At 51.7% G+C, this 16331-nt stretch carries 15 protein-coding genes; 11 read left to right on the forward strand and 4 right to left on the reverse strand.

The annotated features are described in order from the left end of the window. Positions 1–8 precede the first annotated feature (8 nt). On the forward strand, positions 9–2435 hold the full coding sequence (pbpC, locus tag I6L40_RS10475; RefSeq protein WP_216995392.1) for a penicillin-binding protein 1C: 2427 nt from the start codon (positions 9–11) through the stop codon (positions 2433–2435). Positions 2436–2565: 130 nt separating this feature from the next. Further along, complete coding sequence (locus I6L40_RS10480; RefSeq protein WP_071911556.1) at positions 2566–2817, forward strand: hypothetical protein; 252 nt, start codon at positions 2566–2568, stop codon at positions 2815–2817. A 55-nt stretch (positions 2818–2872) separates the two neighbouring features. Here the strand turns inward: I6L40_RS10480 and I6L40_RS10485 are convergent, their stop codons facing one another. After that, positions 2873–3838, reverse strand: coding sequence for a hypothetical protein (locus tag I6L40_RS10485; RefSeq protein ID WP_216995393.1), 966 nt, complete (start codon positions 3836–3838; stop codon positions 2873–2875). Between the two features lie 178 nt (positions 3839–4016). Here I6L40_RS10485 and thiI point away from each other — a divergent pair, with 178 nt between their 5' ends. Continuing rightward, on the forward strand, positions 4017–5465 hold the full coding sequence (gene thiI / locus I6L40_RS10490; protein WP_043851942.1) for a tRNA uracil 4-sulfurtransferase ThiI: 1449 nt from the start codon (positions 4017–4019) through the stop codon (positions 5463–5465). A 74-nt stretch (positions 5466–5539) separates the two neighbouring features. On the opposite strand, the gene I6L40_RS10495 is transcribed toward thiI, so the two are convergent. Then, positions 5540–5932, reverse strand: coding sequence for a hypothetical protein (locus I6L40_RS10495; RefSeq protein WP_033113821.1), 393 nt, complete (start codon positions 5930–5932; stop codon positions 5540–5542). Between the two features lie 92 nt (positions 5933–6024). Further along, positions 6025–6660, reverse strand: a complete 636-nt coding sequence (locus I6L40_RS10500) for a trimeric intracellular cation channel family protein (RefSeq protein WP_041209925.1) — start codon at positions 6658–6660, stop codon at positions 6025–6027. Between the two features lie 382 nt (positions 6661–7042). On the opposite strand from I6L40_RS10500, the gene I6L40_RS10505 reads away from it, so the two are divergent. From I6L40_RS10505 to I6L40_RS10540, 8 genes are all read left to right on the forward strand, one after another. Further along, positions 7043–7945, forward strand: a complete 903-nt coding sequence (locus tag I6L40_RS10505) for a flagellin (protein WP_041209926.1) — start codon at positions 7043–7045, stop codon at positions 7943–7945. 585 nt (positions 7946–8530) lie between these two features. Continuing rightward, positions 8531–9430: a flagellin gene (locus tag I6L40_RS10510; RefSeq protein ID WP_043851940.1), complete on the forward strand. Its 900-nt coding sequence runs from the start codon at positions 8531–8533 to the stop codon at positions 9428–9430. A 461-nt stretch (positions 9431–9891) separates the two neighbouring features. Continuing rightward, on the forward strand, positions 9892–10791 hold the full coding sequence (locus I6L40_RS10515) for a flagellin (protein WP_043851939.1): 900 nt from the start codon (positions 9892–9894) through the stop codon (positions 10789–10791). 36 nt (positions 10792–10827) lie between these two features. Next, complete coding sequence (locus I6L40_RS10520; RefSeq protein ID WP_041209321.1) at positions 10828–11253, forward strand: flagellar protein FlaG; 426 nt, start codon at positions 10828–10830, stop codon at positions 11251–11253. Positions 11254–11278: 25 nt separating this feature from the next. Continuing rightward, positions 11279–12676 (forward strand): flagellar filament capping protein FliD, encoded by a 1398-nt coding sequence (fliD, locus tag I6L40_RS10525; RefSeq protein WP_071911539.1) that lies wholly within the window; start codon positions 11279–11281, stop codon positions 12674–12676. Positions 12677–12709: 33 nt separating this feature from the next. Then, positions 12710–13132 (forward strand): flagellar export chaperone FliS, encoded by a 423-nt coding sequence (gene fliS, locus I6L40_RS10530; RefSeq protein WP_041209323.1) that lies wholly within the window; start codon positions 12710–12712, stop codon positions 13130–13132. Next, a complete protein-coding gene (locus I6L40_RS10535; protein ID WP_071911537.1) occupies positions 13132–13458 on the forward strand; it encodes a hypothetical protein in 327 nt (108 codons plus the stop codon). Before fliS ends, I6L40_RS10535 begins: the two co-directional genes overlap by 1 nt. Then, positions 13458–15548 (forward strand): 6-hydroxymethylpterin diphosphokinase MptE-like protein, encoded by a 2091-nt coding sequence (locus tag I6L40_RS10540; protein WP_071911535.1) that lies wholly within the window; start codon positions 13458–13460, stop codon positions 15546–15548. Before I6L40_RS10535 ends, I6L40_RS10540 begins: the two co-directional genes overlap by 1 nt. A 65-nt stretch (positions 15549–15613) precedes the next feature. On the opposite strand, the gene I6L40_RS10545 is transcribed toward I6L40_RS10540, so the two are convergent. Further along, positions 15614–16285 carry a bifunctional 2-polyprenyl-6-hydroxyphenol methylase/3-demethylubiquinol 3-O-methyltransferase UbiG gene (locus I6L40_RS10545; protein ID WP_071911533.1) on the reverse strand — a complete coding sequence of 224 codons (672 nt, stop codon included), beginning with the start codon at positions 16283–16285 and terminating at the stop codon, positions 15614–15616. Positions 16286–16331: the final 46 nt, after the last annotated feature.

Below are 16331 nucleotides of genomic sequence, written 5' to 3' on the forward strand. Positions count from 1 at the left end.
GGCGCTTGATGAGTCGCAGACGCCCTCTGAGCAACGTTCCTTCCAGTGAGCGGGTTCGCCCGCTCACTTTCTGGCAGCGTGGCTGGCTGAAATTGGGTCGCAGTGGCCGCGCTGGTTGGCGCTGGCTTGGTGGCCTGCCACGCTGGCTGCGTTTCTCGGTGCTGGGAGTTGTAGCACTGCTGCTGTCATTGCTGGCGCTGGATCGACTATTCCTGCCGCCGCCACTCGACCCGGCCTATGCGCGGGTAGTGCTCGACATGAAGGGGCGACCGCTGCGCGCCTTTGCCGATACCAGTGGCGTGTGGCGCTACCCCGTGACCCTGGAGCAGGTCTCCCCCCGCTATATCGAGGCGCTGCTCGGCTACGAGGATCGCTACTTCTGGCGTCATCCGGGGGTAAATCCGGTGGCCATGGTGCGCGGGGTCTGGCAGTGGCTGCGTTACGGGCGCGCCGTGTCGGGCGGCTCGACCCTTACCATGCAGGTGGCGCGTCTTATCGAGCCCTACCACAGGAGCGTGCCCGGCAAGTTGCGCCAGATGGCCCGTGCGCTGCAGCTGGAGTGGCACTACGACAAGCGCACCCTGCTCACCGTCTACCTCAACCGGGCGCCGTTTGGCGGCAACCTGGAGGGGGTGCAGGCGGCAAGTTTTGCCTACCTTGGCAAGAGCGCCGCCAAGCTGACCTATGCCGAGGCGGCGCTGTTGGCGGTGTTGCCGCAGGCTCCCAGCCGCAACCGGCCGGACCGCCATCCCGAGCGGGCCCGCACCGCCCGTGACAAGGTGATGCAGCGGCTGGTGGCGCAAGGCGTTTGGCCCGAACAGGCGTGGCTGGAGGGACGCATCGAGCCGGTGCTGGCTCGCGGCCACTTCACGCCGATGGAGGCGCCGCTCTTTGCCCGCCTTGCCGCTGACAATCAGGCCGGGGCGCTGGTGCACACCACCATCGACGGCGATCTGCAGCGTTGGTTGGAGGGGCGGGTGGCGAGCTATATCCGTCGCTTCCCCGAGCAGACCTCAGCGGCGTTGCTGTTGGTAGATAACAAAACCATGGCGGTGCGCGCCTATGTGGGCAGCGCCGAGTATGGCAATTTGCGCCGCCACGGTTACCTCGACATGGTGCAGGCGATCCGCTCTCCCGGCTCCACCCTCAAGCCCTTCATCTACGGTCTGGCGATGGATGAAGGGTTGGTGCACTCGGCCTCCCTGCTCTCCGATGCGCCAAGGCTGGGCTCGGAGTACCGCCCCGCCAATTTCTCCGGCGCCTTTCAGGGGCCGGTGACCCTTGCGCAGGCGCTGCAGCAATCCCTCAACGTGCCGGCGGTGCAGGTGCTGGAGGCGCTTGGGCCGGACAAACTGGTCAGCCGCCTCGACAACGCCGGAGTGCGGCTGGCGCTCTCCGACAAACCCAATCCTGCCATCGCGCTGGGGGCGGCGGGCATTCGGCTCGAACAGCTGGTGGCGCTCTACAGTGCGTTGACCCGGGAGGGGCAGGTGGCGATGCCGGTCTGGCTGGCGGGGCAGCAGGCGGTGTCGCGCCCCTTGCTGAGTCCGGGCGCGGCCTGGATCATCTGGCAAATATTGAGCGCGCAGGGACGGGCGGACCAACCCTTTGCCAGCGAGGCGACCGGCCGGGTCAACCGGCTGGCCTGGAAGACCGGTACCAGCTACGGCTATCGCGACAGCTGGGCCATGGGGGTCTCCGGTCGCTGGACCATCGGCGTCTGGCTTGGGCGCCCCGACGGTACCCCCATGCCTGGTTTTTACGGCCAGAGCGCGGCGGTGCCGCTGCTGCTCTCTGTCTATTCGCGGCTCTCGGACAACAGCCCCTTGCCGGCACAACCCAACACGGTGAGCGAAGCAGAGATCTGCTGGCCTCTGGGGCGCAAGGCCAGCGCAACCCTGCCTGAAGCCTGTTTGCAGCGCCAGAGCGCCTGGTTGCTGGAAGGGCGCGATCCTCCCACCTTGCCGGATCCCATGGACTGGCCCTCGCCGCTGCGCCAGGTCGCACTGACCGCCGTGGGCAAGCCGACCTTGGCCCGCTGCCAAGATGCGGCGCAATCCGGTTTTCGGGCCCTCTGGCCATTGTCGCTGGAGCCGTGGCGGTCCCCCGGCGAGCGACGGCAGGCGCTGCTGGCCAGCGGTTGTGCAGGGGAAGGGCGGAGTGCCGAGCTGCAGGCTCCCATTCGCATCGTGGCGCTGGGGGAGGGCAATCTTATCCGCAGTCAGCGTTATCGGCTGCAGCCCAAGGTGCTCGGCGGGGTCGGCAAGCCGGCCTGGTTTCTCAACGGCCAGCGGCTGCGCTGGGATGGCGATCAGGTGCTGAGCGTGGCGGGTCGTTATCAGCTGGTGGTGGTGGACGAGGCGGGCAACAGCGATCGCATCGAGTTTCGCATGGTGCATCCCGATGGTGATGAGGCTGGTAGCGTTATCCGTTGACTTCACTGTGAGTATTTTGCCTGCGATCATTAAGCGGTATGTAATTAACCATTTGAAATGCATGAATTGTTGAGCGTTACGGCAGGTGTGGGCATAATTCAGGGTTCGTTCAAATCCTGAGGAGTATGAAATGTCCCTTCGCATTCTGTTGTCCCTGCTGGTACTGGTGGGCTCAGGTTGTGCAACGATGCAGGAGCGCGGCGAATTTGGCCGCTCGCAGCAGCCACAATATGGCGCTCCCTTTGGCTCGGCCAACGATGGCTGGTATCGCTGTGTCGAGAAGAAGTTTGCCTGTACCCCTGCCAATATCCGCCGTGACAGGGCGATGGAAGCGCGCCGTGACGCACAAGAGCGGGCCAATCACCGGGGTGATGATTGGTAGGCCGCAGAAAACGAGATGGGTTGGCAGATGCCAACCCCTTTTTCATTCTGCCGGTTCAGCCCGGTTGGCGCAGATGACCGAGCCGGGTGAAGAAGTGCTGGCTCTTGCGCTGGTGAAAGTGGCTCTTCTTGATGGGATGGAAGATGAGGTCGCTTTCGGGATGGCTCGCCTTTAACTGATGGAGCATCGCCACGGCGGGCAGGCTGGTGCTGACCAGGGTGGTGAGTGGCATGTTGATGGTCTCGGGGCCGAGCAGTTGATTGAGACCTTGCCGGGCCTGCTCGAAGCGGGTCAGGGCCGCCGGGTCGGCATAGCCGCTACCCAGCATGGTGAGCAGGTTGTCGAGGGCCAGATGAAATTCGGCCAACTGCTGGCGAAAGCCGCTGCGCCCGCGCAGGGCGATAAGCTCGGCGAAAGAGATCTCGCCGAGGTGAGTGGGTACTTGCAACGGGATCTCGAGGTGGAAGCAATCCTGACCACCACGATTGTGGTAGCGGGATTCGAGCAGATGGAGCAGGCGGTCCAGATAGTCGTGATCGGTAATGAGCGCCCCGTCATTGGCGAGTGCCCACTCACGGGCGAGACGCATGGAGAGCAGATTGGCAAAGCGCCGTGCCATTCTGATCCCCCCCTGATCCCGACTGGCAAAACCATGGTTGAGGCAAAAACCGTGCAGCCGCTCCAGCCCCGCCTGATCCGGGCAGAAGCAGTCGTGGTTGGCCCCCTGACGCCAGCGGGTGACCAGCTCCTTGTTGCCAAACACCTTGTGACGGACAAAATCGGGAGCAAGCAAACTGCTTAACTGGCTTTCGAGTTGCGGAGTGATGGCGGCAAAGAAGACGGCATCGGGTCGCTCGGCCAGCAGATCGGTCTCTTGCTCGAGGGTTTGCTGCAGGGCGGTGAGACCGCTCTTTTCGCTGACGGTGAAGACAAAGGCGAGCCGCTCCAGATAGAGCAGGGCAAACTTGAGCCAGAGCTCGTCACGTACCTCCATACCGGGGTAGTAGATATAGGTCTTCATCGTATCGGTCTGTCGCCAGAAGTGGTGCCGGGGTGCAGGGTCGGGAATATACGCAAGATTGGCGCTGCACGGCAAACACTGCGTGGGGGAATGTGAGCAAACGCTCATCCAGTAGGCGCTGGCCACAAAGTTCTGATATAATTCGCGCCCTTAAATCAAGGTCACCCGAGTCATTACCATGAAGTTCATTATCAAGCTGTTCCCGGAAATCACCATCAAGAGCAAGTCGGTTCGCCAGCGCTTTATCAAGATCCTGCAGGGCAATATCCGCAACGTCCTGCGCCGCTTCGACGACGATGCCCGCGTACGGATGGATTGGGACAAGCTGATTGTGAGCTCCCGCAATGACCAGTTCCGCGAGCAGGCTATCGAAGCTTTGGCCTGTATTCCGGGCATTCAGGCCTTCCTCGAGGTTCAGGCCAGCAAGTTCACCGATCTGCACGACATCTTCGAGCAGGTGAAAGCCGTGTGGGGCGACCAGCTCAAGGGCAAAACCTTCTGTGTGCGCGCCAAGCGCCACGGCAAGCACGAGTTCTCCTCTCTTGAGATTGAGCGCTACGTGGGCGGTGGTTTGAACCAGCACTGTGAAAGCAACGGCGTGCGCCTCAAGAATCCGGATGTGAAGATCAACCTCGAGATCGATGGCGAAGAGCTCTTCATCGTCAGCGCCATCCATCAGGGGCTGAGCGGCATGCCCATCGCCACTCAGGAAGATGTGCTGAGCCTCATCTCCGGCGGTTTTGACTCCGGTGTGGCCTCCTTCCAGTTCATCAAGCGTGGCTGCCGGGTGCACTACTGCTTCTTCAATCTGGGCGGCGCCGCTCACGAAATCGGCGTCAAGCAGGTAGCCTATCACCTGTGGAACCGTTTCGGTTCATCCCATCGAGTGCGTTTCACTGCGGTCGACTTCGAGCCGGTGGTCGCCGAGATCCTCGAGAAGATCGATAACGGTCAGATGGGGGTGGTGCTCAAGCGGATGATGATGCGTGCGGCTGCCAAAGTGGCTGACGAGTTCCAGATCCCGGCGCTGGTGACCGGCGAGTGTGTGGGCCAGGTATCCAGCCAGACCCTCACCAACCTGAACGTCATCGATCGGGTGACCGATAAGGTGATCCTGCGCCCGCTTATCACCTGGGACAAGCCGGACATCATCAGTGAAGCCCGCCGTATCGGCACCCTGGAGTTTGCCGAGACCATGCCGGAGTACTGTGGGGTCATCTCCAAGAAACCGACCGTGAAGGCAGATCTGGCGCGCATTGAAGAGGAAGAGGGCAACTTCGACTTCGCCATTCTGGACAAGGTGGTGGCCGAGGCCCGTTACCTCGACATTCGTCGCATTGGTGAAGAGACCGCCGCCGAGGTGCAGGAAGTGGAGACTACCGCCGAGAGCGGTGACAACGAGGTGATCCTCGATATCCGCTCCATGGACGAGCACGACGAGAAGCCGTTGCTGGTGGAAGGGCGTGAGGTCATGCATATCCCCTTCTTCAAGCTGGCTACCGCCTTTGGCGATCTGCCCAAGGAGAAGACCTACCTGCTCTACTGCGATCGCGGCGTGATGAGCAAGCTGCAGGCGCTTTACCTGAAAGAGAAGGGCTTTGCCAACGTCAAAGTTTACCGTCCGTAATTTGACGCTCAATCTCCCATAAAAAATCCGGCCAGTGTGCCGGATTTTTTATTTCACCTGCTTTGTCATGCCTGTCAGGGGCAGGGGACCGGGGTGAAAGAATCTTGTCCCTGACAGCGCCAGCCCATCTCGGCTTCTCGCATCTGCCAGAGATTGTTGCTGCGATAGAGGGTCAGGATATAGAGCATGTCACTGTGGGCGCCATCCAGTGCGACAGAGAGAACCAGATCGTTATCCAGCTGCTGGGCGTGGATACGACTGGCCATGTCGCCATGGCCGACAAAGCGCAGTGCCACTTCCCGATAATCATTGACCCAGCCTTGCTGCTCGTTGCTGGCCTGACGTATTACCTGATTAAACTGCTGTACTGGCGCCGAGGCCAATCGACCAAACACCGCTTGTGCCTCGGCATGAAGTGCCGTCACGCTGGTGAGAAAGAGCGTGGCGAACATTCCGATCTTTTGCATGAGAAGTCCCAGCTAACAACAACTGTGTTGTATGACAACAGAAAAGCGGGTTTGGTTCAACGCGAAGCCCCGCACACTGTGCGGGGCTTCCCTCAATTGCTGCGCTGTAGCGAGAAGGTGGGCAGGGAGAGATGCCAATAGATGGCGGCAACCCGCAGGCCAAATACGGCGCTCATGCAGATAAGCATGGCGGTGACCCGATCCATATCGGCCTCCAGTGCCAGCGTGTAGAGAATGCCGCCGAGGATACAGGCGGTGGCATAGATCTCTTTTTGCAGCACCATGGGCACTTCCCGGGCCAGCACATCGCGGATCATGCCGCCAGCTACTCCGGTCATGGTGCCCATCAGCACGGCGATTAGCCCCGAAGTACCAAAGTTGAGGGCTTTCTGGGCGCCGATCACCGTAAAGAGGGCGAGCCCAAAGGCATCCGCCACCGGCAAGACATACCAGGGCATGCGGCGCGGCAGTTTGACCATCCACATACCAATGAGTGCCGTTGCAATGACCACCCAGATGTAGAGAGGGTCACGAACCCAAAACACGGGGGTAGCCCCCAGGATCATATCGCGAATGGTACCGCCACCGATGGCGGTGACCGCCGCCAAAACCATGACGCCAAATCCGTCCATCCTGAGCCGGCCCGCCACCAGAACCCCTGAAAACGCGAATACCGCAGTACCAAACATGTCGCTGATGTAAACAAGCTGCTCAACCACTGTCTGCATGGAAACAACTCACGTCAAATTGTTGATGGGGCGGCGATTTTAGGGGCTGGCGGCGTCAACCGCCAAGATGCCGTCGACAAAATTGCGAGTCTGCCCCGATTTTTTTCCTCTTCCTGGAAGCGTCGGTGCCGTATGGGTTGCTTGTGGTGCTGCGAGGAGCGCGTTGATACAGGCCTTCCTATCTTCACTGAAGTGGCGATTTTTTCCTTAAGTTAATCGATGACATGCCGATAAATAGGGTAAGCGGCGTTAATGCGATGAAGCGTTGAAAAAAATGCTAAAGACATCGAAAAACGAGCCGTTAAATAAGACGCATCGGGCACGAAACATAATAAAGCTCGAGCAAATAGAAGAGTAAATTTAATAGCTTAGGAGAATAGTCATGGGCCTTTTTATCAACACTAACGTTTCATCACTCAACGCTCAGCGTAACATGATGAATGCGACCAAATCACTGGATACTTCCTATACTCGTCTGGCTTCCGGCCTGCGCATCAACAGCGCAAAAGATGATGCGGCGGGTCTGCAAATCTCCAACCGCCTGACCTCCCAGATCAATGGTCTGGATCAAGGTAACCGCAACGCCAACGATGGCATCTCCTTGGCACAAACTGCCGAAGGGGCAATGGATGAAGTGACCGGTATGCTGCAGCGCATGCGTACCCTGTCCCAGCAATCAGCCAACGGCTCCAACTCTGCCAAGGATCGTGATGCCTTGCAGAAAGAGGTGGATCAGCTGGGGGCAGAGATCAACCGTATCTCGACCTCGACCACCTTTGCCGGTACCAAACTGCTGGATGGCTCTTTCGGCGGAACTTTCCAGGTCGGTGCCGATGCCAACCAGACCATCAGCTTTAGCCTGTCGCAAGCAGATGGCTTTAGTATCTCGGGGATCGCAGCCGCCGCGAATACATCAATCACTACAGCTACTGGTGCAACCGTGCTGCTGTCAGCCATCTTTGTCGGTGGTAGCGCTGGCGGGATCAGTATCAGCAGTCAGAGTAATGCACAAAACGTGCTTGCTGCCACAGACGCCATGCTCGCAATAGTAGATGGTAAGCGAGCCGAGCTCGGTGCAGTACAAAACCGTATGGACTCAACCATTCGCAACCAGGCTAATATTTCGGAAAACGTCAGTGCAGCTCGTTCACGTATCCGTGATGCTGACTTCGCGATCGAAACTGCCAATATGACTAAGCAGAATATCCTGCAGCAGGCAGCTTCCAGTATCCTGTCACAGGCCAACCAGAGACCTCAGTCAGCACTGCAACTGCTGCAAGGCTAACAAAAGAAAACAGGGCGGTTGTTCAGGCCGCCCTGGTCAAGAGATGGAACAAAGGGGTGTTCGGGTTCGCACTCTGTTCTATCGGGAGAGATATAATTCTCTACTAGTAATGCCAAGTGTTGTCCAGCTGTTCAGTTCTGTCACGCTTGGTCATATTCTCCTGAGCATATGCTCATTTTTAGGCCGGTTCTCCGGCCATTTTTTATTGTGTCGCCAAATTGGCGTCACTCCTCCCAATATCTGCATACATCATGCCAAAATTATATTTCCTCAGGCTCATCTATGGGCATGGCTGGAAGGCTCCCCCATAGAGGGTGGGGCGATTGAGTATGTTACCCCTCACCGGAGAAGGCTTGCCGCTAACGGCAACAATTTTCCTAAAGCTTGGCTAAATTCTGCCGCTAAAAAGATGACGCAATCGAGGGGTGTTCGGAATCCAACGTTTGCATAGCTGCGGGTAGCCTGTCCGTTCAAACAGATACCCGCCAGAAGAGAAAGGTCTGTTCAACCTTCTCTTCTACGGTGGGCCGTCATGCAGTAATGGTGACGAAACCCGCAGTCGCATGTTCTTCGGGAGAATTTATTATGGCCATGTACATTAACACCAACACGTCATCACTGAACGCCCAGCGTAATTTGATGAATACCACCAAGTCTCTGGATACCTCGTACACCCGTCTGGCATCCGGTTTGCGCATCAACAGCGCAAAAGATGATGCCGCGGGTTTGCAGATTTCCAACCGTCTGACCTCCCAGATTAACGGTCTGGATCAGGGTAACCGTAACGCCAACGATGGTATCTCTCTGTCACAAACGGCAGAAGGCGCTATGGACGAAGTGACCGGTATGCTCCAGCGCATGCGTACCTTGGCTCAACAATCCGCCAACGGTTCCAACTCAGCCAAAGATCGCGAAGCGCTGCAAAAAGAAGTAGATCAACTTGGTTCGGAGATTAACCGTATCTCCACAGATACCAGCTTTGCTGGTACCAAACTGCTGAATGGTTCTTTTGCTGGCAGTTTTCAGGTTGGTGCCGATGCTAACCAGACTATCGGGTTCAGCCTGACCCAAGCTGATGGCTTTAGCATTTCGGGAATCTCAGCTGCAGCTAACACCTCTATCACTACTGCTACAGGTGCAACGGTGTTGCTGTCAGCGATCTTTGTTGGCGGCAGTGCTGGGGGGATCAGCATCAGTAGCCAGAGTAATGCTCAAAACGTGCTTGCCGCAACCGATGCAATGCTAGCTGTAGTAGATAGCAAGCGAGCCGAGCTTGGTGCGGTGCAAAACCGTCTGGATTCCACTATTCGCAACCAGGCCAACATCTCGGAAAACGTCAGTGCAGCCCGCTCTCGTATCCGTGATGCGGACTTTGCAACCGAGACTGCCAACATGACCAAGCAGAACATCCTGCAGCAGGCTGCGTCCAGCGTCTTGGCTCAGGCCAACCAGCGCCCGCAATCTGCATTGTCACTGTTGGGATAACAATGCCAGAGCTTCATCAAGTATGAGAAAGCGGCCTCTTTAGGCCGCTTTTTTGTTTTTTTATCTTCTATGCATTCCGAATCAGGACACATTTTCAGCCCCCCTCTTTTGCCCAAGCGCACTTCATTTCGCAGAAATGAGGGCTACAAGCGCACTGGCGTCAAAGTTTTGGCTACTCACTTTAGACGATGTTTCATTCTTAACGTTTGAAATCAGATGCGTCAGATTATCTGCCGTTGTGCACATTATTTTTCTAAAGGTTGCATCTTTACTGCCGTTAAAGAGGATGAGGCAATCGAGGGGTGTTCGGAATCCAACGTTTGCATAGCTGCGGGTAGCCTGTCCGTTCAAACAGATACCCGCCAGAAGAGAGAGACTCGTTCAACCTCCTCTTCTACGGTGGGCCGTTGTCAGCTTTGGCAGCGCAACCCGCAGTCGCATGTTCTTCGGGAGAATTTATTATGGCCATGTTCATTAACACCAACACGTCATCACTGAACGCTCAGCGTAATTTGATGAATACCACCAAATCTCTGGATACCTCGTATACGCGTCTGGCATCCGGTCTGCGCATCAACAGCGCAAAAGATGATGCTGCGGGTTTGCAGATTTCCAACCGTCTGACCTCCCAGATCAACGGTCTGGATCAGGGTAACCGTAACGCCAACGACGGTATCTCTCTGGCACAAACGGCAGAAGGGGCGATGGATGAAGTGACCGGTATGCTGCAGCGCATGCGTACCTTGGCGCAACAGTCTGCCAACGGCTCAAACTCAGCCAAGGATCGTGAAGCGCTGCAAAAAGAGGTTGATCAGCTGGGTGCTGAAATCAACCGGATTTCCAAAGATACCAGCTTTGCTGGCACCAAATTACTTGATGGGACTTTTTCTGGCAGCTTCCAGGTCGGTGCTGATGCCAACCAGACCATCAGTTTCAGTTTGACCCAAGCAAACGGTTTCAGTATTTCTGGTATTGCTGCTGCGGCAAACACAACAGTGGATGTTGGTACTGTTATAGGTACAGCTATCAACGTGACAGCTATCTTTGTCGCAGGTAGTTCTATCAGCATCAGTACCCAAAATGGTGCACAGCAAGTGTTAGCAGCTGCTGATGCTATGCTCGGAGTCGTCGATAGCAAGCGAGCCGAGCTAGGTGCAGTGCAAAACCGCTTGGATTCTACCATTCGTAACCAGGCCAATATCTCGGAAAACGTCAGTGCTGCACGCTCTCGTATCCGTGATGCGGACTTCGCAACCGAAACAGCCAACATGACCAAGCAGAATATTCTGCAACAGGCTGCATCCAGTGTCTTGGCTCAGGCTAACCAGAGACCGCAGTCTGCTCTTTCCCTGCTCGGGTAATGAGTGGACCAGGCTGACTAAGATGGGAGAGATAAGATGGCAACCGAAATAGGCAACCTGTCATCTGCCAATGGCGCTTCCTTACAGCTAAGTGACAAGAGCGGCCAAGTGGCCGCTCAACTGCTTTCTGGCACGGTAGAGGATGCCGGGACTGTACAGCAGAAAAGTCAGGAGCAGGCAAAGGAAACTGAGCTTCAACAAGTGCAGAGCCAGGCAGATGTTGAAAAACAGGTACAAAACTTGCAGGAATTTGGCAAATTGCAAGGGTGGACCGTTAATTTCAGCATGGAGCAGGAGTCTGGCCAGATGGTAATAAAGGTAATGGACTCTGATACCCGCTCGGTGATCCGCCAGATCCCTACGGAAGAGTTGATTGCTATCCACAAGCGGATCCAGGCGTTGCAGCAAGGTGAAGCAGGGGCGAACCCCAAACGCGGATTGTTGTTTGATAGCGAGATTTGAATCGAATTGATGAGGAGAAGATAACATGGCCATTACTTCTGCCGGGGCGGGCTCTCAGCTGGATCTCGAGAGCGTTATTGCCTCTAGCGTGGCTGCCAAGAAGGCTCAACTACAGAAGCCCATAGTCACCAAGCAAAACAGCACCCAGATCAGCATATCAGGTATAGGCCAGTTGAAGTCATCTCTCACCGCATTCACCGATATTCTCGATACCTTGAGCAAACCTGGGGCCTTCAACAAGCGAGCCGTTACTATCACCCAGGATAAAGATAATCCAGTGATGAAGGTGGAGAGTAAAAGTGGTGGCTCCAATGGCCAGTACAACATTACCGTCAATAAATTGGCTACTACTAGCCGTGTTGAAGGTGAATTTGCCAGTTCGACCACCCCACTTGTGACTCAAGACGGTCAATTAACTTTTAAAGCTGGTACCAAGGAGTTCAAAGTTGATGTCAAAGCAGGGGATACTCTGCAAGACATTCGTAAAAGTATCAATAGTAATGGCGATAACTTCGGTCTTAGTGCAAATATCGTCAATACGGCAGATGGTAAGGCAAAATTTGTTATTGACTCCGGTATATCTGGAGATGGCAAAGATTTGGTGATCACTGGCAATAATTCTGAGCTGGATATCTTTGCTACAGGTGCGGCAGGTTCGGTGATGAGCCAGAAGCAAGCTGCTAGTAGTGCTGAGATTACTGTTGATGGTAATACACTTAAAAGTGATACCAATGTATTTGACGACTCTATTCAGGATTTGAAATTAACGGTTTTGCGTGTATCCGATAAAGAAAGTGATGGCACGACTCTGAAATCCAACAAGGTTGCGATAACAACAGATAAAACTGCAATTCAGGATATGGTCAAGCAGTTTATTGATGGTTATAACGCACTGCAAGATAAAATGGATGCGCTGGGCAAGCGCAATAGTATCGTTGGCGGAGTTAGACAAGATGATGGTGGCGCGCTTGCTGGTGATGCGAGCACACGTACCATTAGCAGTTTTATGGCTAATACCGTAACAAATAAAGCAGGTACCAGTACGACTTATTCAACCATCTTCGAAGTGGGTATTAAGATGGACAATAAAGGTAAGTTGTCTCTGGATAAAACCAAATTTGATGAGGCTGTGGATAAAAACTTTGACCAGGTTGTTGGTCTTTTTGGTGGCGAAAAGGGTATTGCTGCAACCTTGAATACGGGTTTAAAAGAGTATTCCAAGTCTGGCGGTATGTTGGATCAACGTACAGATGTTTTAAATGCTGATCTGCGTAGCTTGAACCAAAAACAAGCTACATCCAATGCCCAACTGGTAAAATATGAAGCATCACTACGTGCTCAATATGGCAGCTTGGATGCGTTGCTGGCGAAAATGAATCACTCTGCGGCTGCGCTACAATCACTACAAATCAACAACAAATAAATTATATATTGCAAACATTACGAGGAGCAGGCGATGTACCAGCGTAATCTAAAAGCATATAAGGCAACCAGTGTCGCTGCTGACTTGGCTGTTGCTGATCCTCATCGTGTGATTCAGCTCATGATGCAAGGTGTACTTGAACGTTTGGCTCAAGCCAAAGGTGCAATTGAGCGTCGCGATATGGAAGCCAAATCTACCGCTGTATCGAAAGCTCAGGGGTTATTACATGGTTTGCAGGATGCGCTTGATATGAGTCAAGGGGCTATTGCTGAAGATCTATATAGCCTCTACTCCTACATGGACGAGCGAATTTGGGATGCGAGCCTTGCATTGGATGCAGCCCCGATTGAAGAGGTTATGGCTTTGATGGTAACTATAAAATCTGGCTGGGATCAGTTACCCGATTCTGCTAAACAACAGGGCTATCAGATGAGACAGCAACTGGGTGAGTTGTAATGACCACTTTAGCCTCTTTGCAACAAGCTCTCACAGAAAATTACGAGCAACTTCAATATCTATTAGCCATAAAAAGCTATGATGATGCTCTGGTCTGTATGGATTATCGAATTTCTTTGATTGATCGTTTGCTGTATCTCGTTGAACGTGAACCTTCACTGAAGCAAGATGCCAATTTATTGGCTACATTACTTTTTCGACAAGAAGAAAGCATGAAAAAAGTGGCATCTGATCACCATCAACTTATTTTCAATGAGTTATCTGCTATTGGGTTGGCGAGTAAAGCAAAGCAAATTTATAATAGTGTGAGTAGCAAGGAGTTCTGATGTCGGAAAATATTGATGATATTTTGAAAAAAGCCGAAGGTGTTGCTTTACGACTAAAAGAACGTGCAGAGCAAGAGGCTGCCATGTCGGTTGCTTTGCCACTTCGATTCTCACAGAATATTGCTGCATTTCGTAAATATATCCCCCATATTGCAGACATGTATGAGTCATATCAACCAATCCGACCATTTCGTTTTTTTTGTAATGAAAATGGCCAGCCAAACATGGCTTGGATTGATGATGATGTCGCGGTATATGGTGATGAACCGTATCTTATCTGCGAGACGTTAGTTAAAGAGTTCATGGATAAAGGTGGTTTATCCAAGTTCTCATTTAGTCAAGAAGCCAACCCACTCGGATTTATGCACGTTGAGTATCTTAATAAACTCAATGCTTATCTAGATGATATTTCCATTCGAGAAGATCCATTAAGAAAAGTGCCAACTGAAGTTCCTACCGCACTGGTGTTTGGGGTTGGTTTGGGGTATCACCTTGGTTATCTTTATGAACAATGCAAAATTGGCACTCTATTTCTTTTTGAACCAGATCTAGATCTTTTTTATGCATCTCTTTTCTGTTTCGATTGGGCACCTCTGCTTGATTATTTACATAAAGAGAACCTCGGTCTACATATCCTATTAGGCCAGGATGAAGATACTATTTTTAATGATTTTGCATCGGCTATTCATAGCCGAGGTTCTTTTCTTATCGCTAATGCCTTTATCATGTGGGGCTACCAAAATGATAAAATCAAAAGTTTAATTGAGAGAATCCAGCGTGAGTATTATCTGCTGGTGATGGGGTGGGGTTTTTTTGATGATAATCTGATAGCTCTTTCTCATACAGTTGATAATATTGAACGAACTGTTCCATTCCTTATACAGGATAATAAGATACCATCTGAATACAATCGAACTCCGATTTTTGTTATTGCTAATGGTCCATCTTTGGATGCCTCTCTTCCTGTTATTGAAAACAATAAAGAAAAAGCAATTTTAATTTCTTGTGGCAGCGCGATTTCTGCATTGCATAAAGTAGGTATAAAGCCTGACATTCATGTTGAGACAGAACGAACTAAGATTGTTTATGACTTCTTGGTTAATATGAATGACCAAGATTATCTTAGAGATATACTTTTCCTAAGTACAGATGTTATCCATCCCTATTGTTCTACGCTGTTTGAAAAATCAGTATTAATGTTTAAGCGCAGTGAGCCTGGTGTTCTCCTCTATAATGTAAATTTCCCACATTTGCAAAAATACGCGGCCTTGGGGGGGGTGAATCCTTTAGTTGGCAATATTGGAGTCACTGCGCCAATTCATCTTGGTTTTAAAAACATCTATTTATTTGGCCTTGATAATGGTTATAAAAACAAAGGGCATCATCACTCGAAATTTAGTGCGTATTACAATAGTGATAAAGGCGCTGAGGTACTTGGAGAGTTGATGTATGGAGATAGTCAGTGGCAGCATGAAGGTAACTTTGGTGGTGTCGTAATAAGCAATGCCATGTTTAATACATCCCGAAGAGTGATTGAACAAGTATTAGCTGCGAATGAACATGTTCAGTGCTTTAACTGCAGCGATGGGGCTAAAATTGCAAAAGCAAGACCATTGCCTGATAGTGAAATCAGTTTTTCACAAATCATAGATAAAGCTGAGCTGATTCACCAAATTACGCAACTATCAGCCCCAATCCCTTTGTCAAAAGAAGACTTCAAACCATATCTGGATGTTGAGTTTTTTGATATTTTAATCGATAAGATGATGGGTGAGTGGCAACATAAGTTCTCATCTAGAAATGAAATCAATCAGTTGATGTTGCGCAATATGGGCTATCTCTCGCAGATTGCAGTAACTCGACAAAAACATATATCTCAGATCATGATTGGTTCAATGAACTATGTGTTTACTCTATTGAGTTCCATTCTTTACTCATTTGAGGGAGAGGAGAAAACAATAGAGCTGATGAGGCCCGCGATCTGCTTATGGTTAGATTTTTTAGCAAAGGCAAAAGAGATGTATCCAAGATCTTTCGATAGTGTTGATATGATTGATAATGAAATCATGTCCTTTTTTAGAAAGGAATGATGTTTTTAGTGTAGTGCATAAGGTATTATTACTCACAATGGGAGGTAAAAAACCTCCCATTACTATTAGCAATATTTTTTGGAGTATGGATTTTTCGCGTCAAGAAGCTGTGAGTCTTTTTTTAATAGCTGAACAGACACCAATGCATCTGGCTCCAGCTCATTGGTGCCATCATGATGTGTGACATGCTCATATATTCGACAATAACTTGGATGCCAACTAAACATACTACTGTAATTCATTTTATAGCTAAAAAGGTTAGCATAATGTTGGTAGTCATTTCGATAGTGCCCTGCCGGAGGGCAAAAATCCAAAATAGCCATTACACCTTTATCTTTTAGTAATCTGTCGCTATTGGCCGCAATCTTGAAAAGATCCTGTGGATCACATAGATATAAACAAAAACCGAAAATAATAAGATCGACAGGTTCAATATCAGGTAAACCATCTGCAGTTCCAACGCTTAGATTTAATGCGGGATAGCTCAGAGTGCCATCCTCAATAGCTGTTTTTGATGGATCTATTCCATAGCAGCTGGCACCATAATGGTTAGCCAGTTGTGCCAATCGCCAGCCATTTGCGCAGCCAATTTCAAGGATTCGTTTTGGTTGGCAATCGATGTTTTGTAGTGCTATGAATATTTGATCATTATTCAGAGACTTTTGGTTGATGCAGAGTTTATTTCTCTCATACCATGCATCTGCTTCCTCTTTAATGAATACATTTTTTTGTTTCATATAAAATATCCTATAATATGAGAGTTATAAATCATTGCTTTTAGCT

This window comes from Aeromonas sp. FDAARGOS 1410 (assembly GCF_019048745.1).
GTDB classification, from domain to species: Bacteria; Pseudomonadota; Gammaproteobacteria; order Enterobacterales; family Aeromonadaceae; genus Aeromonas; species Aeromonas jandaei.

Bases quoted from the DNA above. Each gene is read 5' to 3' on its own strand.
- pbpC (WP_216995392.1), top strand. From the start codon at position 9: ATGAGTCGCAGACGCCCTCTGAGCAACGTTCCTTCCAGTGAGCGGGTT.
- I6L40_RS10480 (WP_071911556.1), top strand. From the start codon at position 2,566: ATGTCCCTTCGCATTCTGTTGTCCCTGCTGGTACTGGTGGGCTCAGGT.
- I6L40_RS10485 (WP_216995393.1), bottom strand. From the start codon at position 3,838: ATGAAGACCTATATCTACTACCCCGGTATGGAGGTACGTGACGAGCTC.
- thiI (WP_043851942.1), top strand. From the start codon at position 4,017: ATGAAGTTCATTATCAAGCTGTTCCCGGAAATCACCATCAAGAGCAAG.
- I6L40_RS10495 (WP_033113821.1), bottom strand. From the start codon at position 5,932: ATGCAAAAGATCGGAATGTTCGCCACGCTCTTTCTCACCAGCGTGACG.
- I6L40_RS10500 (WP_041209925.1), bottom strand. From the start codon at position 6,660: ATGCAGACAGTGGTTGAGCAGCTTGTTTACATCAGCGACATGTTTGGT.
- I6L40_RS10505 (WP_041209926.1), top strand. From the start codon at position 7,043: ATGGGCCTTTTTATCAACACTAACGTTTCATCACTCAACGCTCAGCGT.
- I6L40_RS10510 (WP_043851940.1), top strand. From the start codon at position 8,531: ATGGCCATGTACATTAACACCAACACGTCATCACTGAACGCCCAGCGT.
- I6L40_RS10515 (WP_043851939.1), top strand. From the start codon at position 9,892: ATGGCCATGTTCATTAACACCAACACGTCATCACTGAACGCTCAGCGT.
- I6L40_RS10520 (WP_041209321.1), top strand. From the start codon at position 10,828: ATGGCAACCGAAATAGGCAACCTGTCATCTGCCAATGGCGCTTCCTTA.
- fliD (WP_071911539.1), top strand. From the start codon at position 11,279: ATGGCCATTACTTCTGCCGGGGCGGGCTCTCAGCTGGATCTCGAGAGC.
- fliS (WP_041209323.1), top strand. From the start codon at position 12,710: ATGTACCAGCGTAATCTAAAAGCATATAAGGCAACCAGTGTCGCTGCT.
- I6L40_RS10535 (WP_071911537.1), top strand. From the start codon at position 13,132: ATGACCACTTTAGCCTCTTTGCAACAAGCTCTCACAGAAAATTACGAG.
- I6L40_RS10540 (WP_071911535.1), top strand. From the start codon at position 13,458: ATGTCGGAAAATATTGATGATATTTTGAAAAAAGCCGAAGGTGTTGCT.
- I6L40_RS10545 (WP_071911533.1), bottom strand. From the start codon at position 16,285: ATGAAACAAAAAAATGTATTCATTAAAGAGGAAGCAGATGCATGGTAT.